At 42.5% G+C, this 20,151-nt stretch carries 20 protein-coding genes; 9 read left to right on the top strand and 11 right to left on the bottom strand.

Annotation, left to right across the window (positions count from 1 at the left end):
- Window positions 1–2 precede the first annotated feature (2 nt).
- On the bottom strand, window positions 3–77 hold the full coding sequence (locus ACZ1GZ_RS10015; RefSeq protein ID WP_472668279.1) for a multicopper oxidase domain-containing protein: 75 nt from the start codon (window positions 75–77) through the stop codon (window positions 3–5).
- Window positions 78–173: 96 nt separating this feature from the next.
- Between ACZ1GZ_RS10015 and ACZ1GZ_RS10010 the strand changes: the two genes are divergently transcribed.
- Window positions 174–623: a hypothetical protein gene (locus ACZ1GZ_RS10010; RefSeq protein WP_472664718.1), complete on the top strand. Its 450-nt coding sequence runs from the start codon at window positions 174–176 to the stop codon at window positions 621–623.
- 36 nt (window positions 624–659) lie between these two features.
- On the opposite strand, the gene ACZ1GZ_RS10005 is transcribed toward ACZ1GZ_RS10010, so the two are convergent.
- Together ACZ1GZ_RS10005 and ACZ1GZ_RS10000 are read right to left on the bottom strand one after the other, a co-directional pair.
- A complete protein-coding gene (locus ACZ1GZ_RS10005) occupies window positions 660–1,565 on the bottom strand; it encodes an NUDIX hydrolase (RefSeq protein ID WP_472664717.1) in 906 nt (301 codons plus the stop codon).
- Complete coding sequence (locus tag ACZ1GZ_RS10000) at window positions 1,558–3,420, bottom strand: hypothetical protein (protein WP_472664715.1); 1,863 nt, start codon at window positions 3,418–3,420, stop codon at window positions 1,558–1,560. Before ACZ1GZ_RS10000 ends, ACZ1GZ_RS10005 begins: the two co-directional genes overlap by 8 nt.
- A gap of 299 nt (window positions 3,421–3,719) precedes the next feature.
- Here ACZ1GZ_RS10000 and ACZ1GZ_RS09995 point away from each other — a divergent pair, with 299 nt between their 5' ends.
- Window positions 3,720–3,968 carry a hypothetical protein gene (locus ACZ1GZ_RS09995; protein ID WP_472664714.1) on the top strand — a complete coding sequence of 83 codons (249 nt, stop codon included), beginning with the start codon at window positions 3,720–3,722 and terminating at the stop codon, window positions 3,966–3,968.
- Between the two features lie 435 nt (window positions 3,969–4,403).
- On the opposite strand, the gene ACZ1GZ_RS09990 is transcribed toward ACZ1GZ_RS09995, so the two are convergent.
- Entirely contained in the window at window positions 4,404–5,711 is a 1,308-nt protein-coding gene (locus ACZ1GZ_RS09990) for an MFS transporter (protein WP_472664712.1), read from the bottom strand.
- A gap of 17 nt (window positions 5,712–5,728) precedes the next feature.
- Window positions 5,729–6,802 carry a hypothetical protein gene (locus ACZ1GZ_RS09985; RefSeq protein WP_472664711.1) on the bottom strand — a complete coding sequence of 358 codons (1,074 nt, stop codon included), beginning with the start codon at window positions 6,800–6,802 and terminating at the stop codon, window positions 5,729–5,731.
- Between the two features lie 397 nt (window positions 6,803–7,199).
- Here ACZ1GZ_RS09985 and ACZ1GZ_RS09980 point away from each other — a divergent pair, with 397 nt between their 5' ends.
- Window positions 7,200–8,120, top strand: coding sequence for a LysR family transcriptional regulator (locus ACZ1GZ_RS09980; RefSeq protein WP_472664709.1), 921 nt, complete (start codon window positions 7,200–7,202; stop codon window positions 8,118–8,120).
- Between the two features lie 25 nt (window positions 8,121–8,145).
- On the opposite strand, the gene ACZ1GZ_RS09975 is transcribed toward ACZ1GZ_RS09980, so the two are convergent.
- Both ACZ1GZ_RS09975 and ACZ1GZ_RS09970 read right to left on the bottom strand, forming a co-directional pair.
- Window positions 8,146–10,776 carry a hypothetical protein gene (locus ACZ1GZ_RS09975; protein WP_472664707.1) on the bottom strand — a complete coding sequence of 877 codons (2,631 nt, stop codon included), beginning with the start codon at window positions 10,774–10,776 and terminating at the stop codon, window positions 8,146–8,148.
- 143 nt (window positions 10,777–10,919) lie between these two features.
- The gene (locus tag ACZ1GZ_RS09970; RefSeq protein WP_472664705.1) at window positions 10,920–11,402 is read right to left on the bottom strand and encodes a MarR family winged helix-turn-helix transcriptional regulator; all 483 of its coding nucleotides are present in this window, start codon (window positions 11,400–11,402) and stop codon (window positions 10,920–10,922) included.
- Between the two features lie 144 nt (window positions 11,403–11,546).
- Here ACZ1GZ_RS09970 and ACZ1GZ_RS09965 point away from each other — a divergent pair, with 144 nt between their 5' ends.
- Both ACZ1GZ_RS09965 and blaOXA read left to right on the top strand, forming a co-directional pair.
- The gene (locus tag ACZ1GZ_RS09965; RefSeq protein ID WP_472664703.1) at window positions 11,547–11,768 is read left to right on the top strand and encodes a hexameric tyrosine-coordinated heme protein; all 222 of its coding nucleotides are present in this window, start codon (window positions 11,547–11,549) and stop codon (window positions 11,766–11,768) included.
- A 214-nt stretch (window positions 11,769–11,982) separates the two neighbouring features.
- Window positions 11,983–12,702 (top strand): class D beta-lactamase, encoded by a 720-nt coding sequence (gene blaOXA / locus ACZ1GZ_RS09960; protein ID WP_472664702.1) that lies wholly within the window; start codon window positions 11,983–11,985, stop codon window positions 12,700–12,702.
- A 24-nt stretch (window positions 12,703–12,726) separates the two neighbouring features.
- On the opposite strand, the gene ACZ1GZ_RS09955 is transcribed toward blaOXA, so the two are convergent.
- Window positions 12,727–13,245 (bottom strand): hypothetical protein, encoded by a 519-nt coding sequence (locus ACZ1GZ_RS09955; RefSeq protein WP_472664701.1) that lies wholly within the window; start codon window positions 13,243–13,245, stop codon window positions 12,727–12,729.
- A 442-nt stretch (window positions 13,246–13,687) separates the two neighbouring features.
- Between ACZ1GZ_RS09955 and ACZ1GZ_RS09950 the strand changes: the two genes are divergently transcribed.
- Window positions 13,688–13,945 (top strand): YjhX family toxin, encoded by a 258-nt coding sequence (locus tag ACZ1GZ_RS09950; protein ID WP_472664700.1) that lies wholly within the window; start codon window positions 13,688–13,690, stop codon window positions 13,943–13,945.
- Complete coding sequence (locus ACZ1GZ_RS09945; RefSeq protein WP_472664698.1) at window positions 13,945–14,415, top strand: GNAT family N-acetyltransferase; 471 nt, start codon at window positions 13,945–13,947, stop codon at window positions 14,413–14,415. The genes ACZ1GZ_RS09950 and ACZ1GZ_RS09945 overlap by 1 nt, the downstream gene beginning before the upstream one ends.
- A gap of 2 nt (window positions 14,416–14,417) precedes the next feature.
- Here the strand turns inward: ACZ1GZ_RS09945 and ACZ1GZ_RS09940 are convergent, their stop codons facing one another.
- Window positions 14,418–15,083 carry a transglycosylase domain-containing protein gene (locus ACZ1GZ_RS09940; RefSeq protein WP_472664697.1) on the bottom strand — a complete coding sequence of 222 codons (666 nt, stop codon included), beginning with the start codon at window positions 15,081–15,083 and terminating at the stop codon, window positions 14,418–14,420.
- A gap of 97 nt (window positions 15,084–15,180) precedes the next feature.
- Entirely contained in the window at window positions 15,181–15,678 is a 498-nt protein-coding gene (locus ACZ1GZ_RS09935) for a VOC family protein (protein ID WP_472664695.1), read from the bottom strand.
- A gap of 252 nt (window positions 15,679–15,930) precedes the next feature.
- Between ACZ1GZ_RS09935 and ACZ1GZ_RS09930 the strand changes: the two genes are divergently transcribed.
- Both ACZ1GZ_RS09930 and ACZ1GZ_RS09925 read left to right on the top strand, forming a co-directional pair.
- Entirely contained in the window at window positions 15,931–17,172 is a 1,242-nt protein-coding gene (locus ACZ1GZ_RS09930; protein WP_472664694.1) for an MFS transporter, read from the top strand.
- The gene (locus ACZ1GZ_RS09925; RefSeq protein ID WP_472664692.1) at window positions 17,156–17,686 is read left to right on the top strand and encodes a P-loop NTPase family protein; all 531 of its coding nucleotides are present in this window, start codon (window positions 17,156–17,158) and stop codon (window positions 17,684–17,686) included. The genes ACZ1GZ_RS09930 and ACZ1GZ_RS09925 overlap by 17 nt, the downstream gene beginning before the upstream one ends.
- Before the next feature lie 35 nt (window positions 17,687–17,721).
- Here ACZ1GZ_RS09925 and ACZ1GZ_RS09920 read toward each other — a convergent pair whose 3' ends face one another.
- Window positions 17,722–19,902: a methyl-accepting chemotaxis protein gene (locus tag ACZ1GZ_RS09920; protein ID WP_472664690.1), complete on the bottom strand. Its 2,181-nt coding sequence runs from the start codon at window positions 19,900–19,902 to the stop codon at window positions 17,722–17,724.
- Window positions 19,903–20,151: the final 249 nt, after the last annotated feature.

Raw genomic sequence — 20,151 nt, 5'->3', positions numbered from 1 at the left:
TTTTAGTTCACTGTAAATTGGCCCATCATGCCGCAATCCTCATGTTCAAGGATGTGGCAATGATACATATATGGCACCTGTTCATCGGATCATCTAGCAAATCATCATTTTATCAACCTTGGTTGACAATTAATCATCTATTACCGCAATGTCAATCGTGATAATTGAAGTTCATGATTGAAAAAAATGACGATGAATTCCTTGGGGTCAACATTAAAGGCATGATGATGACCCTGTTGGGACGGTGGAACGAGCAGATGGATCGCGGGCGCGAAGACACTGAATTTGCTGATATTCGCCCATCGGACATGCGCGTATTTGGTCAATTGCGCGGCAGAAGCGTCAGGCTATCCGTTATCCACAAAGAAATGGGTTTTTCCCGCCAAGCAGCCCAACAGGCTGTCGAGCGCTTGATGGCGCGCGATCTGATTAATATTGACATGGTAGAAGGTAATAAACGGGACAAACTCGTCTCAGTCACAGAAAAAGGTCAGGAATTACGCGCACTCGCCGCAAGACAAATTCGTGAGATCGAAGATAGCTGCGCAGACATCATTGGCGAGGATGGCAAGGAAGCTTTACGGACCCTACTCACCCAACTTATTAAACAGACCAAAGACTAAACGTATACTAATAGACAATTCACTTAGGTATTAATTCTAATACCGGAGTGTCTTAAGATATTTTTTCAAAAACTTGATTTCAGGTGTTTGTGTTTTGTCATCTTCATCAATTTCCCACCAATCACCAACAAGATCATTGAGATTAATTTCGGCAACTTCATCATCGTTTTTGTCAATGCAAAGCTCGGACACATCATCAACAAACATAAGGCCAAAAGATTGAATTGAAGTTCTCTCGAGGTCACGCCAAATTCCAATTATATCAATCTTATCAATAGGCGGAAGAAAACCTAGCTCTTCGTTGCACTCGCGCGCTGCAGCCCTTGCAATAACGTTTCGGAGAGTTTGACTATCATCACTAGTGTCAATATCTTTCACATCAACACCTCCGGAAAAACTAGAATCCATAGCACCTGGAAAATAAACAGATTTCTCGCTTCGTTTTGTTGTAACAATGCGCTTTGGTTTACTTTTTGTACCCTCTACAATTATGCAGCTAACACCCAGTTTGCAGGGTGCAACATCAGAATCTGGAGCATGTATTTCTCGGTTACGTGATAAATACTTCCGCAAAGACATTAATATTTCAGTTGTATCTGTAGCAAATTTTTCCGGATTTTCATCGTCGAGCGCCTTCTGATATGTGTAATTAAACTTATAACTTAAAGGCCTTAAACGAACTCGATCACTCGACAGCTCATCTATTGATATATGAGTTTTTTCATCGAGGACTATTCGCGAAGTATCTATCTCAGCTTTCTCCATAAAAAATAAGGTATTGCCGTCGCAATTCTCAAAATCTACTTTATCAATATCAAAGCAAAAAGCGATTTCACTGAAATCTTGTTCAAATTCGATCGGTAAAAAACGAGACCCGAAATCCCCGAAATATGTTTTATAAACGTCTTTCAAATGGCTTCTATAAATAGTCTCTTTACCCACGATCTCGATACTCCATAGCTAAATAGTAAAGCATAGCATAAGCTTCCATTGTGAGATTATAATCGCCACGTTTCTTCCAAATGTCTGTTGTGATCAACTGACGAAATCCATCAAATGTCATATCGATATATTTCCGTCGGGAGTAATCAAGATTTTCCTCGTCCAGTTTCTGCTTTTCTAAGCGGAACTTCAAAACGTCGTCAAATTTTCTTGTGGTATATCCAAAATAAAATAATTGTGGCTTACCTATTCTTGCATGCTCTCGAACAAATGCAACAGGATAAATATTGACCTCGTCTTGTTTCAATTCAAAATCTGCTTCAATCGCTTTATAAGCCTCATCATCAAAGAAATTTCTGATTGTTAAATCTTGATCCTCACTAGGCCATCGTGCCGCACGACTTCCGGTGCAGTGTATGCCGCTGTCATTCATAGCCAAGCCTTCACCACGCCGAAGTTGTACAAGTGGTCTTAATATACCATCATTATCCCGACAGAGCACTAAAACCGATACTCCAAGGGTGTTGGCTAATCGCCCGTCTGAAAGCGAGGGAAGCTTATGGGGATTTTCGTCAAACAATTGTTTTCGGATGCTTCTAAAAGCTCTACCATCAATTTGGTCATCTGGGCAAAAATCCGCTATAAAGTTTGATTTTACTTGCTGCATGTAATCCGCCGGCTGAATTTTTATAATACCTTTGTCGGAATCAACATTGTACAAGCGAATGGATTTATTACTATATACTTTACTATTCGCAATTTTCAGCTTAGATCCCAATTTCACCACCTCAGACCATTCCGGCGTTGCATTAGCGAAAAAAAACTGACGTAAATTAACATCTAGCTTAAGTTTTTTAATATTTTTATCATTGATGAGACGAGAATATGGCAACGGACCAAGCCGCAGATCTTCTTCACCGGAATAAAACCGACTTGAGTGATGAGCATCGTAATTTACAAAATTGTCTGATTTCTTCAGACGTTGCGATAAAATAGCAGCATCTTCTCCGGTCTGAATAATCCCCCTTAGAGCGTTCAAATATTCTGACGAGCCGCCACGCATAGCGTTTTCATTCAGTTCAGACACTTCTTTCGCAAGATCATCCTCCATGCCAAGCTGCATTGATAAATCAATAGAGGCCTCTGAAGTATCAACTCTATTTTGATCCTTTACATAATTCCTCTGCAATGTTTCCTTAATATCTGCGAGATCCTTCTTCATAACTGCAGTGTCTTCACTAATCCGAGTGATTAAATATGGAGCGACTTGTTTAAAGTACTCGGGTTGCGAAACAACCTGCTTCACAGACCACGTTACAATTGTTTTTGCATACTTAAATACAGCGTTTTGCTTCTCACCGTCATTGAAATACTTACTTAAATCTACATCTCCTGAGTTGTTAGATATATTCTTTATTTCCTTTTCCAACTTGGAGAGGATTAGTTCCACGGCTGATTTTTCAAAATCAGCACTTGTCTGACCTTTTTCATCAACGAAGATCATGCCTGCTGCATTTGAAAAATCCTCGGGGGTAATAGTGCACCGTGTCAAGAGTGATGCCAGGGCTTCATCTGCCTCAGATAATAGCAAAAAGAGTTCTTTTTCGCTATTCGTTTTACCAGGTTCCGTTCGATAAACATTTAAAATGATAGCCCTAACTTCTTTCAGTCGTTGATCATCATTCAAGGGAAAATTATCTTTATTCTTTCGCAGATTATCTGAAAACTTTGCCAGACTAATCGCAGTTGTCGTTAACCCACCCGCAGCTTCTCCTAGAATGTAGGTCAGCAGACCTATAGTGGCTCCTACGGTTGCCTCCATACCACCGCTTTTTATTTGTTTGTTAATTTTCATCAATACTCCCCAAATTTGCAAGTGTATTTCTTGTATCAAATCAACCTCAAAACTCAACTGTTGATTTTATAATAATTAAAACTTCAACCAAAAATTCTTGACAAATATACGTATTCGTATAATTTGTATACGTTAGAAACAACGGTTTGCATCGCGTGAAAACTTTTAAGCTTCCCTCTCCTCAGACAAATAAAAAATCACCCAAGCAATGCCGTGAAGCCCAAGGCAGGTTTTGCCTCAGCTATGAATTTTTGCTGTTTGTTGATCAACAAGACTGCTTGTTTATTCAGGAAGCAGAATTGCGACCAACAATACTCTATGATGCTATAAAAGCGTGTGAAGACACGACAACACAAATCATTCGTATGGATCATGATACTTGGTCTGGCGAAGATGTAACCGAAGACATCGCAACAGCATGGCTGGATGAACATGAACCTGAATTAAGCGATGAAAACAAGCTGCCAATCTTTGTTCAAGAAAGCGATGCCTGGCAGCATTATGAAGCTGATTATTCATTAAGTTTTGGTGCGCATAAATTTCGGTGATATCCGCAATAATAACATCTTACATTGTCAATTATTACTACCTATTCGTGCTTCATCCCATGAAACCAGACTATGATGTAAGCGCTTGCAGATATATTTTATATTTATTCCGTTAAATTAAAAAAAGGCCTACCTCTTTCGAAATAGACCTTAATCCATAGGTTCTACGCAACAAACCTACTATCCAGCCTATTAATTGGCTGTTTTCTGTGAAATTTGATATTGATCTTACTGCCAATTTTCAAACGAAATCACGCTAAAATTCATCGCACGAAATAACTATTCATGCGCAAACTAATTTAAAAATACTCTATTTACGTGTATTTCAAAAATAATAAATAGACATGCAAATGCTATTTGCATCAATATTCATTATATATCGCGAATTTTTCGGTCAAAAATATGAAATCTGAAGCAAAAATTACAAATACAGCTTTAAATTTTCGCATTTAGCATCGATTTTATGCGATTTGCGACATTTCCATTTATTGGGCATCGATCTGCCCTAGGCGGTATGATGATGGCCAAAACCAAACATAAAGCCCCACAGGTGCTAAACACCCAATCCATTTCAATACCATTTCGCAAACACAAGCCGATAATGACAGGACCGACACCCTGCCCTAGTGAAATGAGGAAAAATGTCATCGCAAATCCTGAAGCAGGTGCCCAATTAAAAACGCGCAAAGACCACATCCCCAAAAACGCAGTGGTGACAATAAAGCCAAGTCCAAACACCGCTGACGATGCATAAATTGCCATATTGCTGGTCGCGATGAAGGGAAGCGCGCCGATGGATATTGCCGTGACGACCATCAATGCGCAATAAGAGCCTCTCAAGCCAAAATTGGATGTCAGCCATCCGGCAAGAAAACCAAATATCCCGGCTGTTCCCAATACGCTCCAAAATATGATGCGGGTTTTATCGGCATTGCCCGCTTCATAAAGCAGATCAACAGCAAACGTCCAATATGCACTTGTGGCCAGACCATATAGGAAAGCCACCCCGAACAGTGGGCGAGCTTTATCGCTTTTTATTACTGCACGAAATCCTGCATCAATTGGATCAATGCCATAACTTGACGAAGCACTTGGCGCTGGATGTTCTGCAGGCTTTGTTGTGATAAAATTCCAAATGCTTGCCAACAATGCTAAAGCTGCAAACACAAAATATGCGTTGCGCCAATCAAACGCTGAAAACAGAACAATTGGTCCGGCAAGCGCAACACCAAAACCGGTTCCAGAATTTATCCAGGCATATATACGATCCTGCTTTTCTTCTTTGATGCGTTTTACAATAATTTCTGAAAATGGCGGATAGCTAAACCCAGGAGATGTACCTGCGATAAATATTGCAAATAGTAGTGCGAACCCACTATCAGCGAAGCCAACCATAAGCATCCCGACACAGGCAGCTAAGCCGCCCAATACGATGGGTACGCGCGGCCCAAAGATCCGCGAAATCCAGGCCGCAGTGAGTGTAGCACATAGATAACCCACATAGGACGATCCTGCGATGACACCGATAACGTCTGGTGATAGCGACAAATCTTGCGATATATCTGGCACAAACAACCCAAACCCGTAGCGGGCAAGGCCAAATGTCACTGCGACTATGGCCAAACCAGCAAATGTAAAATTTCGGGTTTGTTGCTCCAAAAACTCTCCATGACGAGACCTATCAGAAGACTTTTGATTATCTGGCACTTTTAAAAGTTCAGATCGTTCGTCGACATTTAACATGTCTAAAACTCCGAACTTTAATTACGCAAAGATATCTGAAACAATAGTGTTCTGTCTTGAGTGAGCGTCTCTTCCACAATTTTAAAGTGTTTATCTATTTCACGATACGCCTGATATTGGGAAAAATCAAACTTTAAACAATAGTTTGAAACAAACAATTTCCGATTTCGCTCTGTATCTAAAAACTCCTCACACAAGATGGCTGTGAAGATATATTCGCCGTCAGATGTTTGCACGGGAAGCAGGTAAAACCGCCCCACAGAAATGGCACTATCCTTTACCCCTTGCTCGAACGCAATGCGCGAGAAACGTTGCATCATAGGGTTGCGATAAAAGCTCGAGATGCTTGCAGCGCTTGCATTACTGTAGAGCTGAACTTCTGATAAAAGCATGTCATTTTTGCGTGCAATCTGCTGCAACCAGTTTGTAATCGTATATGGATCGTCATTGCCTTCTTGAAAGCCGAGCATAGTAACTAGCGCAGGTTCGTCCGTCTCACCAAGATGCGCGCCTAAGGAGAAGTCTTCAAAAGATGCGTTGACAAACTCAACTGGTGTATCACCCAAAATGTCTTCAAATATCGGTCGCAGCGGCGCTTCAGACGCGGGATTGATATCAACAGCGATATATCTTGCAATCCTCACACCATGATCGAGTAATTTTTGAAGAATATAACTGGTTTTGACAGGTTCAGGACCAAGCTCAACGTAAATCAATCCGTTTCCATCAAGACGCGCTGCAATTTTTTGAACACTTATCTCAAGAGCTTTTTTAAACGACACACCGTTTTCATCGATTTGACCTAAATCTTCAAGCGCTAAGCCTTGTTTGTTCAATGAAGCCATAGCATCAACAATCTCAGTCAAATAGTCATGACTTGTCGTAGGAGCACCCTCATCGTGATATTTGTATTTATTGCTTTGGGTAATGATTTGCTGTTCTGAAAACTCTGTGTGCGAATAAAGCGCTTTTTTTACATTCATTTCCAACGTTTGATTTTCATCTATCTGATAATCAAATCCACCTTGGACATCAAAATTTACAATTGAATCTGCGTTTGTGAAATCTCTTACTAGAACCTTGTCACTCATTTGCGTACCTCGTTTTTTTTACAACTTTAGGGAATATTAAAAAAAACTAGGAGTTTGGCTCGTTAACTAAAAATTAGTATTTGCAGCAAGCCATCACAGATTTTTATAGCTAAGTGAAAACAACAACCATGAGGCGTAACATTCACGGATAACGCGATAATTGGTAGGTTTTGAGACTAAATTGAGGATCCATACCAACCTCAAAAAATGTCTTGATGTGTAAAATTTTATGAAGCCGCACCAGATTGAAACAACAATCTAAGATCGTATAGTTTTCGTGATCAAATCTTTAAACTTTTGTTAGTAAATTGTGGTTGTGATCAGGTAATTACATATATTTCGAATTGCAATCACGCTAATTGAGGTGCTACACTCGGCTAAGTTAGGAGGAAGCGAGATGACAACCGGACGCTTAAGTATAGAATTGTTGGAAGCCTTTGTGACTGTGGCTAAAACAGGAAATGTGACCAAAGCCGGGGACATTTTAAACCGCACCCAACCTTGTATTTCAACACAAATAAAGCGACTTGAAGAACGCGTAGGAAAGCCACTCATTGAGCGTTCTGCACGCACTATTCATCTGACGCAAACAGGTCGTATTCTTCTTGAAAATGCTCAAAACATTCTTCAGTGCTATGAGACAACGCGTATGCGTTTGTCTGTACCTGAACTCACAGGCGAAATCCGAATTGGACTGCCAGAATGGTTTGCGACCGATAAATTGCAAACAGTTTTTTGTGATTTTGCCCGCGCCCATCCAAGTGTAAACTTAGACATCACGATTGCTGATAGCGTTACCTTGCACAAAAAACTGAACGAGGGTGAAATTTCTATCGCCATTGCATTATCGTCTGATCAACGTCAGGAACCTATGGATATCGTTGAAGAACCTTTAGTATGGGTGACGAGCCAAAAGGATATTATCGATGAGAAAGTTCCGCTGGTATTATTTGAGCACCCCTGCCCTTTCCGCGAACATGTCTTTGAAGCTTTGGCAAAAGAAGGCCGACACTGGGAAGAGCGTTTAACCACAACTTCAGTTGCAGTGGCACAAGTTGCGGTCTCTTCAGGTGTTGGTGTTTCAGCTTTTCCCGCAGGTGCTGTATTACCCCATCATAAGGTTTTGCGTGAAACGGACGGCTTTCCCAAGCTTCCTTCGGTTAATTTGGGGGTATATACGCCTTCAAAGGATCAATCCCAGACCATCAGCTATTTCGCGGACCATCTTAAAAGCTTTTTATATGACAGCGTTATGCAACCATCTGTCTTGTCGGATAATGTCGGTCCAATAAATAGCGGCGAGCTTCGCCTCGTCTAACTTGGTCGACGCGCGGCTTGTTTGACTAAAATGGCAAAAGCAACATTGGAATAAAACGTAAGGCACCTGAAAACTTGCCTGTGCGCATCCCATTATCAAATAATATTGTGTCCTCGTTTAAACGGCCAACAGTGTAATTACCCATATACATGCCCGCCAGCGAGACATTGCTTTCAATATCGAAATCAGCATGAGGTGACCAAGCCAGCAAGCGCTCATGTGATTTGCGAGCAATTGCATTACTTTCTTTGGCATTATTTAGGCTTGGGAGCTCATCTAGCGCTCCGTTTGTTCGCAACACAAGTGTGCCAACACCACTTGCCTGCACATAAGATGCTTTGCCGCGCATTAAATTTGACAGCCGAAAATCCCAGAACCGCTTGAATGATATACCTTGCGAAAATGCATAAAGCTGAGGGAATTTAAATGCTAAACGCTGACCCTCTTGAAGTTCGATGGCAACCAACTTTTGCGGTTCCACACACACAAGTTCCGCGCATCCGTCTTTATCAATATCGAATTTATCAAATAAAAATAGAGACGGAATTCGCCAGAAGAATACCTGCCAAGGTTTGCGCAAAGTGGGGCCCGTGACGATAACATTATTGGGACTTTGCCCCATGATGATGAAGTATCTGCCATTTTGCTTGAGGGTCAATTTGCTGCCTTGGCTTATCTGATAATCCATCTTGGCCATTGCTTCTCGGCCGCCATCAGTCGTAAATCCCAAGCCGCGCCGCATGTTGTATGTCACACGCGCTAAAACAAAACCGATACTTTTCAAAAGGGCCATTGCAAAAATCATAAGGCCGATCATGTTGATGAAATCCCAAACGCGAAAACTTGCCCAAATTTGATTACGGACATCAAAAACCATTTGATCAATAATGGCACTTGCGGTTTGTGTTTGCCCATTTACGAATGTCTGACCACTATCAATTAGATCTGTAGCTTCTTCTGCCTGTTTACGAACATTGTTGATAAATTGCTGGCGATAAAGTGAACGTGTACTTGAATAGGCTTCATCTGCAGCACGATAGGGAATGTTTTTTATCCCACAGATTATGTTGAAAAAGCCGCAGGACTGATAGTTAAAAGCAGCTGAGATGGCAAACTCACGCGGTCCATTAACGTCAGCGGGTAAACTTTTGGGTATCACGCTATCGAAGAACTTTGTCGCAGCATCAATAGCTGCATCTGCTGCCATATCTGCGTTGATTTTAACCTCAGCGTCTGCCGCATCGGCGCTGGTTTGCTCGAAAACACATCGCACAACATTGTCGATATCAGCCTCGAGTAAGAACCCATCGTTGGCGACAGGATATATCAAATGTCCAGAATTCTGACAAAGTGGATTGTTATAAACCACTGCTTCATCGTTTAGCGGAATATTATACGCGATTTGATTAGTAAGACCATTGAACAACATGCTGAGCCACACACCAATGGCGACAAACAAGCCAAGCGGTATCCACCAGAGTGCCGTTCCTAGCAATATGTGAATTCGTTCTCGTAGCTTAAATTGGTGCCATAAATCGACATTGTGAAGATAAAGTAGTCGCAACGCATAACCGCTTAAAAACACAATGAGTGTCATTGCAAGGTGAATAATTACAAACGGGATTAAGATAGCTTTTCCGGCAAAAATTTGCGGAAACAAATACCAAAACAGCCCTATTCCCACTGAACCCAATGCTAAATAGGACACAATCGAAATAGCTTGCGGAGCAAGAAGAGCAATCAAGAATACAACGACTAATGTTACCCCTGCGATAATCACACTTGAACGCCAATTTTCAAGACGATCATAAGCTACATCCAACAATTGCTCCTGTTGCTTTATGGAAATCAAGGCAGCTTTTGCACTACTAACCTGATTTTCGTTGTTTGCTTGCTCAATCGCAATTGCTTTTTGATAGCGTTTTTTAAAAACATCTCGTTGACGTTTCAATAAACCTGTACTTTTAATGCAATGGCGATAAGCTACTTTCCTGAGGGTAAAAAGCTGTCCGATGCCTCGCGGCTTACTCAAAATTCGGTCACAATTTTTGATAGCAGCCTTGTATCTTCTATCTAGTTCATCAAGCGAGTCTTCTAATTTTTCGATATTTCGACGATCAAAACTTTTTTGATCAAGCGCATTTTTGGCAGACTGAGCTTCGATCTCAATCCACGTTGCCAATTGAGTTCTGAGCGCATAATTGTTCGGAGCGAATAAACTGCCCGCCAATAGGTTTTCTGTCTCTTGAACACTCGCATCAATTCGGGCAATGCTTTGTTCTTTTTGCTCGGTAAAACTTGTAACTTCATCATTAGAAGCACTCGCTGTTAATTCGGCAATAACGAGATCGAACTCTAGAAAACTTTCATAAATTCCAGAACTCAATGAGAAGTTTTTTGGCGATAGTAATATCATTAAAACCGCAGGAATTGTGATGATGACCACAATGAACCGACGCGTGAGGAAGCCTGCAAATATCGCTAGTACTGCAACAAGTCCCAACAGAGCTTTGCCATAGATAGATGTAAGCCACTCGCCCCAAATTGTGTCGATCTGCCAACCATTGATTGGCAACAACATTCCGGTGGACATGATGATGGCGATCAGAAACCCGGTGAAAAATATGTAACTTATATGCAAAACTTTGTTTGACATGAGACCCCTCTTACCAAGCCATACACGTTGCATTTTGGTCAGGATATCCTGCATATTCAATAGATGAATACAACTATATTGAGTAGCTAACCTACTCTTTCAATATCAAATTGTGTGTCTTAACTTACTACATACGTTTGTTTTCACATTTTATTCTCTGACAGATTATCACGCATCTTATTGATTGAACGCACCAGAGCTGACAGCTCTTTTTCAGGTAATCCGGTTTCTGCAACGACGCATTTAGTAATCCCAGCCTGCTCTGTTTCCAGCTTTTGACCTTTGTCAGTCAACAGAATAAAAACTTGCCGCTTATCGGAAGTTCCCTTTTGACGAATGATATGCCCAGAGGCCTCCAATCGCTTTAAAATTGGTGTCATCGTGTTGGTATCTGTCATAAGTTTTTCACATAACCAACCAACTGTCACACCCTTTAATTCCGCATCATTTGACGATGTTTTCTGGCCATACTGGTTTTGCCACAAGGCTGACAGAGTTATGTATTGCGGATAGGTTAATCCAAGTCGAGCCAAATGCGGTGCATAAGCTTTGTTAATTGCGCTTGTGGTTGAATACAGCGCAAAACAAATAAGATCTTCCACCTTTTCAGGATTTTCCTGTGACATTTTAACGAGACCAATACGATTTCAGCAAAATTAATGCTGAGGAATACAATTTTCATCTATATATATATCGCGCACGATGCAATTGACAAGCAATCCTCTATCAATTTATATCGTGCACGATATAAATTGATAGAGGAGAATATCATGTCCTGGTTGCCAACGCTGATAACTGCGAATGCTGAAGAAGGTTTTGAACTTGCCATAAAACTGTCACGTATGGGCGTTAAAAAGACCCAACCGAATGATGAAGTTCGCGCAAAATTGCGCCCTATCTACGAAAATGATGCGGATAGTCTGACCAACGTTTCCCATGTGATCGCGACGAATTTTCAAACGGTTGCTGCTGCTAATAATTATTGGCGATAAAGTTCAATTCCGTCGGCGGAACTACACTAGCTCTCTTCCAACTGCATACCCCCCGCAGTGCATCGTTTTCAAACGATGAGGAAGTGGCTGGTGTCAGTCGATCTTTTTGCGTAAACAATTTGATATGTTTAAAAATTTTATTTGCCTTCGTTTGATATTCTTGTTCACAACAATTGTTTTATCTTTGGTCAGTTTCGCCTCCGCGCAAACGATAATGATCCATGATGACAAAGCACAAGTTTTTAGCGCCCATAATACGCGCGGTACTTTTGTGCTTTATGATGTGACGCAAGACACGCTTCATCTGGTAAATGCTGACCGTGCTGAGCAAGCTTTTATTCCTGCCTCCACATTTAAAATCGCGAATAGTTTGATTGCACTAGAGACAGGTGTCGTTGCAGATGAGAATGAAATCATTCCCTATGGCGGCGGGCGCACCTTTATCAAGGCATGGGCTGAAGATATGCCTCTGCGCCGCGCATTTTCAATATCCAATGTGCCCGTCTATCAAGAACTCGCACGCCGTATTGGTTTGGATCGATACGCGTTTTGGCTCAACAAGCTTGGTTATGGCAATGCTCAATCAGGTCAGGATGTTGAAACATTTTGGTTGCGGGGACCTTTGCAAATAAGCGCGATTGAGCAAACCAAATTTTTAGCAAAACTGGCTCAACGACAATTGCCCATTTCCAAACGGGCGCAAAATATTGTTGCGGATATCAGTCTCCTTAGCAGCAAAAATGGCCGTAAGCTTCATGGCAAAACCGGATGGACGACCACCCCCAATCCAGATATCGGCTGGTTTGTGGGATGGGTGGAACACAAGGGAAAGCTCTTCTCCTTTGCTCTTAATATTGACATGGCATCACGCAAGGATGCTGCTAAAAGACGTCCGATCGCTGAAGCATTTCTGGCAATGTTTGATATTTACTAAATCGTTGCGCCATTGCGATTTTGCTTAATCACTTTTGAGCGGTTTTGAAAAAATGTTGCATAATGGACGGCCAAGAAAACTGCCACTCACACAACCCAATAATGCTGAAAACACAATTACAAATCCTAGTGATTGATAAGTTTGTGGGCTAACAGCTGTCAGAACTCCCTGAACAAAATTGGCCCAAAAAATTATCATGAAACTGATTAAGGACACCCATTCACCCTTGAGCAAAACATAGCCTTTTTCTCGTTCAATTAAGTTACGCTTTTGCCAGTAAAACGAGATTGCAACACTTGCGCTATAGCTGATTATAAACACCAACCAGGCAATTAGACTATGCTCAAGCTGACTGATTGTGCGCACAGATAACAGTCCCAAAAAAGGTGTAAGATAAAATACAAAGATCGGCACTTTGCGTGTTTTAAAAGATTTCACACCAATGAAAACGAGGTATGCGAGCAAGAACCAAACCCATATAGGTGGACCTAACATCAATCCCTTTGCCCAACCTGCAATAAATTCAACTGTTTGATTTTCCATGTGTTAACGCTCCGCATTTTTGTTGTTTGTGACAACGAACACACAAAACATTTTGGTCAAAGCTGATTTGCGTTGATCGACATTTCCTTTCGTCAAAGGTCGGTTTGATCCATTCACGCTTCGCCAAATGCACAATTCTTATTGGCAAGCAGAGATGGTTTGCTGTGGTGATTGAGCAACATACCAGCTGAACTTTCTCAATCCACCTTTGGTTATGCTTGAGCAATGAAAGCAACAAGGTTAGCTTGATCTATCTTCGAGAATTGGTCTCGATACGGAGTTTTTATGTCAGAGAATGTGGTTCGCCACTAAGTCTTAGCCCTAACGCTGAGACAGTTTGAATTCAAAACCGGCTCTTGCATCTTCATGCAATTGGCGACGGTTTTGGTATGTTCAAATGGGAACGCGCAAGGCGCCCTTCCCCAATTCTTAAGACGAACCATTGAATATTTCAAAATTAGAACAGCGTGTTTTGCACGTGCTCGCGCAAGGTGGATCCATCCATTATACCCGCGGGGAAAACCGTAAAATTAACAAAGTCACTTGCTACACGCGCGAGGGTTATGTGCTCTCAGATTGTACGCTTGAGGTTTTCACGCGGCTTAAAAAACGCCGCTTTATTAAATCAAAAAATGGCGCACCATACCAAGCCACAAAGCTGGGTATTAGCGCGGTACTCTCACAAATGGACAACAGATAATGGCTAACAATATAAACATCCGCCCAGCAACAGGCGAAGACTTAGACACACTTTCATGTCTGGTGGAAAAAGTAGAGCTTATGCCCGGTGACATGCTTGCGCAGAGCATGGCGCCATTCTTTGACAATAATGCCGACAATGAATTTTGTATGATTGCTGAACTTGGTACGGACATTGTTGGGTTTTATTATGCCCGACAAGAGGAAATGGCTGATAAAGTCTGGAATATGTTGATCATAGCGGTCGATCAAACCGCGCAAAATCAGGGCATCGGGCGCAAGCTCATTGGGCATTTGGAAATGGCTTTGCGTGATTTAAATCAGCGCATGATCATGATTGATACATCGAGCGATGCACAGTTTATAACAACGCAAAGATTTTATAAAAATCTGGAATATCAGCATGTTGCCACAATCCCAGATTTCTGGATGGATGGTGAAGACAAAATCACCTTTGTCAAACAGCTATAGCTTTATGCACAACCCTCGAGCCAAACATCATTAAAGTTGCTTGGCTCGCACTTTTCGTTGGCAAGCTTAGTGATGCGGGCCACACGTTCTTCAAGGGCGGCATCAGGCGCTGAAAGTTTGAGTTGGCCGGGTGCAATCAGCACAGCCACTAACGCGATAAATTCGCTTTCATCGAGCGTAGAGACACGCTTTTGGTAGATGACTTCTGCAGCTTTATGAAACCCTGTAATCCAGCCATTGGGCCCTTTACCCATTTCAGCGGTATCTAAAAACAAAGCCACTTGTTGATGTTTGCTGAGGACACTATCTAGCCCCAAAGCAAAACCGGATTGGCGAATTTTGCCAATTCCGGGGGTGTATTTTTCAAATCCGAGCCGCTTGGCGAGAGACTGCGTAAGCGTTGTAATCCCCGCGCCTTTTGAGCTGAAATCAATGCCGTCATGGTCATAAAACCCGGGATCTTGCACCTTAATTAGGGTCTCTAATTGTTGGCTTGTCAGGCTTTCCACGCCTTTCCCACTGCTGGTTAATTGTTCAGCTCTTGTGACGAATTCATCAGACATTTGAACTGCATCATACCAACCTTTACCGCCATATAGAAAGATCGCCGAAATTAATGCTAACCCAGTTAACCCAGTTAACCCAATACCGTTTAGTGCTTTGCGCATAATAGCCCTCATTTGTTATATGAAAGCTATGCTATGCAAACTTCATGTCATGACTGAGATCAAAATTGGGCATAATTTGGGTGATTATGTGGAAGGCTCACACCAGCGCACGTCCCTCTTCCACCAGAGCTTTAACATCAAGTGGTCGATTAACGAGTTCGGGCGTACCATCAGGCAACATTTTCCACTCAGCTTGCGGACGGTCGCGGTAGAGTTCTAAGCCATTGCCATCGGGATCGCTTAAATAAACCGCTTCGCTCACACCGTGGTCAGCTGCACCTTCTAACTCATAGCCCGCGTTTTGAACCCGGTCGATAACCTGGCCTAAAGCGGCGCGATCTGGGAACACAAAGGCGATGTGATAAAGCCCCGTATGTCCTTTGGGCGGTGGAGTTCCATTTTTACTTTCCCAAGTGTTGAGGCCCAAATGATGGTGATAATCATCAAAGGACATGAAAGCGGCTTGCGAGCCGTATCGCTGCATGAGGCGCATGCCGATCACATCTTGATAGAACGCGATCGCGCGATCAATATCTGCAACTTTTAAATGCCCATGCCCAACATGCGCACCCTTTATTCCATCCACCTTTGACATGGCATCTACCTTTCTTGAGTGTTTTACTCCGCTTTAAATGGGAACGATATTTTCAATGTCAATGTTGGAGGTGTTTGAGGTTGTTTTACAAACCCAACCCGAGCTGAAACGCTGACAATCCATAAATCTTATTCATTTATCTATTCAAAGTGGTGATTTGATTTTTCCTCACACCTGATTTATGAAATCGATTACAGCTTCTTTCAAATCTAACGCCATCTTTGTTTTTATCTTCTGCTTTCAGAGGTCCTAATGCTGTCCAGCGTTCTTCAAACCATTTCCCTTTCGTGGAATGACCGCCTATTGCGCATCGCGTTTTTGGCGATCCTTTTCATGGGTACCGCGGTTGCATCCACAATACCGTTTCAGTCTGTCATTGGCATTGAACAGCTTGGTTTTTCCAATACCTTCTATGCGTTCATTGTGATGGCTGGGTCAGTGTTTTCGGTGGTGATATCCGTAAGCGTTGGAATTTATTGCGATCAAACCGGGCGTTATCGCGAGGTTTTGTTGTTATCAACTGTTACAGGCATTTTGGCGGGTGCTTTGATGTGGCTGATCCCATCGCAGTTTATTTTCATTATCGTGCATGTGTTGCTATTCCCGCTTGGCAGCACGATATTCACGCAAGCTTTTGCTATGGCTAGCCTTGCTGCAAGACGCAACAAAGCATTGGACCGCGATATGTCGATGTCGATTGTGCGTGCAGGATTTGCTGGATCATTTGCGCTTACCCCGCCCATGTGGGCGATTTTGATCGCCAATGGCTTTGAGCTTTTATCGGTTTATGGATATGTCGCCATTATTCAATTAATTATACTAGTGCTGGTTCTCACTTCTTGGCCAAAGAAGCACCCCTCACAGGACAGCGAAAAGTCGGGCATAAGCTTTTTAGCTTCTGTCAGAGAACTCGCCAATTTAACGATATTTATCAGGCTTACACTCGTTGCCGCGATGATTGGCGCAAACATGCTCTATAATATTATCCTGGGGCTTTTGATCATCAATACGATGAATGGGTCTGAGTCTGATGTGGGTTGGTTTGCAGGCGGCGTTGCGCTGATGGAAGTGCCAATTATGCTGATGGGCGCTGTGTTTTTGCGGCATTTCACACGGACACAACTGATGTTTATCGGGATGATTATCTATAGCAGTTTCCTCATTGGTCTTGGCACGATTACGAATATCAATATTGCCTGGTTATTGATTATTCCTGCAGGACTTGGCGCTGGGATTATATTGTCGATACCACTTGCCTATATTCAAGATCTTAAAGCTGATCGCCCGGGCGCAGGGTCATCACTTATCTCAATTGCTCAGGTCATGGGTATGATTATCGCATCTGGCGTGTTTGCTGCCGGTTCTGCAATTACCAATTATCAGGGTGTTGCCTTTATTGGTGCAGCATTGGGCTTTAGCGCTGCAAGCTTATTGTTGTTAATTGACAAAAAACCCAGAGCAAATGAGCCCGAAAATCATGAAAAACCAGTTTAAGCGGATCATGATTATTGGCCAGCCCGGCTCCGGCAAATCAACGCTTGCTAAAATGCTTGGCAAGCTTACCGGTCTGCCCGTTGTGCACATCGATACAATTCACTGGCAAACAGGCTGGGTGGAGCGCTCAAAAGATGAAAGAACGCGCCTTTGTGAAGACGTGCATGCGCGAGATAAATGGATATTTGAAGGTGGTCATTCGATAACTTGGCCATCACGCATTGCCCGCGCTGAGATGATTATTGCGCTGGATATTCCCTTTCATATCAGAGCATGGCGGGTGTTTTGGCGCACGATAAAGCATTATGGCAAAACCAGAGCTGACCTACCCGATGGCTGCCCTGAGCGATTTAATTGGGAGTTTACTCTCTGGATTTGGAACACACGCAAGTCAGCACGTAAAAACATCATCAACACCCTAAAAAACGCACCGGAGGAAAAAGAAAAACACATATTGCGTTCGAGCGCTGACGTAGATGATTTTATTGCAGACATGAAAAAGGCCGCGAAATAAACGCGGCCTTCTTGATTTGTATCTGAAATTCAGGATTAAGCTGACAAACGCTCTTCCTGTTGTGCGGTACCAACTGTGCGGAACTGCGACACAAGTTGTGCAAGCGTTTCAGTTTCAGCCGACAAGCGATGCGTTACAGCGTTGGTTTCCTCAACCATTGCAGCATTGCTTTGTGTGACCTGATCCATCTCGCTCACAGCTCTGTTGATATCTGTCAGACCTGCAGATTGCTCAGCTGAAGCGCGTGCGATGGATTGAACATGCTCTTCAATCTCATTCACTTCCACGGAAATATTACGCAATGCTTCACCAGTTGCCTGAACAAGTGACACACCATTTGCAACCTCAACACCTGAATTGGTGATCAGATCTTTAATTTCCTTCGCAGCATTTGCCGAGCGTTGCGCAAGTTCACGAACTTCCTGTGCAACAACCGCAAAGCCCTTACCTGCTTCACCAGCACGCGCAGCCTCTACCCCGGCGTTAAGTGCGAGCAAGTTTGTTTGGAAAGCGATATCATCAATCACGCCAATAATTTGTGAGATCTCTTCAGAAGCTGATTCAATGCGGCCCATTGCTTCAACTGCGTCTTTAACGACATCTCCAGATTTATTGGTGCTCTCTTTTGCCTGAGTTGCTTTTGTGCGCGCTTCGCTTGCACGATCAGCAGATTCTTTTACTGTTGCTGTGATCTCTTCAAGCGCAGCGGATGTTTCTTCAAGTGCAGCAGCTTGTTGCTCTGTACGCATTGCCAAATCATCTGCAGCACGACGAAGTTCGGTTGAGTTATTACCAATTTCAGTCGTTGATTCATTGATATCGTTCAATGCACTGGATAGTTTGGAGATAGAATGACCGAAGTCGTTTTTCAACTGCTGGAACTCATCTGCATATTCTGTTGAAATTGAACGAGATAAATCACCATCTGCAAGGCGCTGTAGCGCATTACCCAGTGATTGCACAACTGTTTCAACTTCACGATTATGCTTCTCTTTCGCAGCTTCACTGGCAATACGAGATTCTTTTGCACGCTCGCGCTCTTCTTCTGCTTCTTTTTCCATCTCAATCTTGCGCAATGCATTGTCTTTAAATGTCTGCAATGCTTCGGCCATTTTGCCAAGCTCTGTCGGCTTTCCTAATTGAGTATTTTCAATATTGGTATCACCATTTGCAAGCGTCACCATTTCTTCGGTTGTAAGGCGCATTGCAGCTGAAATTGAACGTGCAATGAAGATACCAGCTGTCACCGCAAGAAGGAGAACAATTGAAGAGATGCTCGCAACGATGATCATTTCGCGAAGGAAACCGCTTGATACTTTATCCGACCCAGCTGCGATTAGCTTACCAGTCTCGATCTCCATTTCGCGGAATTTTGCAATACGAGCAGTCGCAACATCAAACCAGGTTTTCGCATCTAATTCGATATGCGCTTCGCCTTGAGACTCTTGTAAAAGAGCATTGCGGTATGCATCAACTTGGGTGTTATCAATTGCAGCCAACATCTTCTTAAATTTATCTTGGTATCTAAGCGGCTGATTGTGAATAAAGTTTTCGACCAAGGTCTCTTGCTTACCAATTGATTTTTCAAGCTTTACCAGTGCTTCAGTTGAAACTGAACCTGCTGCGATCAAACCTGCAACCAAACCTCGTTCTTGGCCAGCAAACTCTTTCGCTTCAGCAAGATCGAGCATCGCAACGGTTTCAAGCGCTAATTCAGCATTATTTGCCATTTTAGAAGCATGAAAACCAATCTCAATGATATGAGCGATGGTTTTTGAATATTGCTTCATTGCAGCGCCTAGTGACACTTCGCCCGCATCAATTCTGTTGCGATAACTTTCAAATTCATCAATTTCAGCTTCTAGTTCAGCAAGCTCATCTACCATTTGAGCGGCATCAACCTTTTTCACATGCTCTAAAACTTCATGCAGGCGGGCTTTTTCAGCGTTTGCTGCTTTACGCGCATCGAGCAATGCTTGTTGTGGCACGGTGGCACCAGAACCAATGAAAATAGCTGTCTGTCCACGTTCTACTTGAAGTGTCTCAGTCAGCGCTGCGAGTTCATTGATTGTTTCTGATACATAGCCCAAGAAAACCATCGACTTATAATTTCGATAGGCTTCCCAGGTCGCGATTGCGCCTAAAATGACCAAGCCAATCATAGGTATGAGTATGCCTATCGCAACGCGTTTTGTTATTGTTAGATTATTGAGCATGATGGTCCCCGAAAGTTGATACGCCATCATGGCTTTGCAAATACTCGCATCATGCGGGCACAATATATATTGAGAACATTATGAGCTTATTGGTTAAAAAAACCTTATGAAATCAATGCAAATGATTTAATTTGTAGTTATTTTTAGGGTATTACAAATGACAGGTTTAATAGGGTAAAAAATACAACTAAAAATATTATAACTAAAAAAAGTATCATTAAAATATTGGTTTAATATTATCTCTGGCGA

The organism is Lentilitoribacter sp. JB5-8 (assembly GCF_055693385.1).
This window is presented reverse-complemented; position numbering and strand designations above follow the sequence as displayed.

Excerpts from the sequence above, each read along its gene's own strand:
- ACZ1GZ_RS10010 (WP_472664718.1), top strand. The coding sequence starts at position 174 with ATGATTGAAAAAAATGACGATGAATTCCTTGGGGTCAACATTAAAGGC.
- ACZ1GZ_RS10000 (WP_472664715.1), bottom strand. The coding sequence starts at position 3,420 with ATGAAAATTAACAAACAAATAAAAAGCGGTGGTATGGAGGCAACCGTA.
- ACZ1GZ_RS09990 (WP_472664712.1), bottom strand. The coding sequence starts at position 5,711 with ATGTTAAATGTCGACGAACGATCTGAACTTTTAAAAGTGCCAGATAAT.
- ACZ1GZ_RS09985 (WP_472664711.1), bottom strand. The coding sequence starts at position 6,802 with ATGAGTGACAAGGTTCTAGTAAGAGATTTCACAAACGCAGATTCAATT.
- ACZ1GZ_RS09980 (WP_472664709.1), top strand. The coding sequence starts at position 7,200 with ATGACAACCGGACGCTTAAGTATAGAATTGTTGGAAGCCTTTGTGACT.
- ACZ1GZ_RS09975 (WP_472664707.1), bottom strand. The coding sequence starts at position 10,776 with ATGTCAAACAAAGTTTTGCATATAAGTTACATATTTTTCACCGGGTTT.
- ACZ1GZ_RS09970 (WP_472664705.1), bottom strand. The coding sequence starts at position 11,402 with ATGTCACAGGAAAATCCTGAAAAGGTGGAAGATCTTATTTGTTTTGCG.
- ACZ1GZ_RS09965 (WP_472664703.1), top strand. The coding sequence starts at position 11,547 with ATGTCCTGGTTGCCAACGCTGATAACTGCGAATGCTGAAGAAGGTTTT.
- blaOXA (WP_472664702.1), top strand. The coding sequence starts at position 11,983 with ATGATCCATGATGACAAAGCACAAGTTTTTAGCGCCCATAATACGCGC.
- ACZ1GZ_RS09955 (WP_472664701.1), bottom strand. The coding sequence starts at position 13,245 with ATGGAAAATCAAACAGTTGAATTTATTGCAGGTTGGGCAAAGGGATTG.
- ACZ1GZ_RS09945 (WP_472664698.1), top strand. The coding sequence starts at position 13,945 with ATGGCTAACAATATAAACATCCGCCCAGCAACAGGCGAAGACTTAGAC.
- ACZ1GZ_RS09940 (WP_472664697.1), bottom strand. The coding sequence starts at position 15,083 with ATGCGCAAAGCACTAAACGGTATTGGGTTAACTGGGTTAACTGGGTTA.
- ACZ1GZ_RS09935 (WP_472664695.1), bottom strand. The coding sequence starts at position 15,678 with ATGTCAAAGGTGGATGGAATAAAGGGTGCGCATGTTGGGCATGGGCAT.
- ACZ1GZ_RS09930 (WP_472664694.1), top strand. The coding sequence starts at position 15,931 with ATGCTGTCCAGCGTTCTTCAAACCATTTCCCTTTCGTGGAATGACCGC.
- ACZ1GZ_RS09925 (WP_472664692.1), top strand. The coding sequence starts at position 17,156 with ATGAAAAACCAGTTTAAGCGGATCATGATTATTGGCCAGCCCGGCTCC.
- ACZ1GZ_RS09920 (WP_472664690.1), bottom strand. The coding sequence starts at position 19,902 with ATGCTCAATAATCTAACAATAACAAAACGCGTTGCGATAGGCATACTC.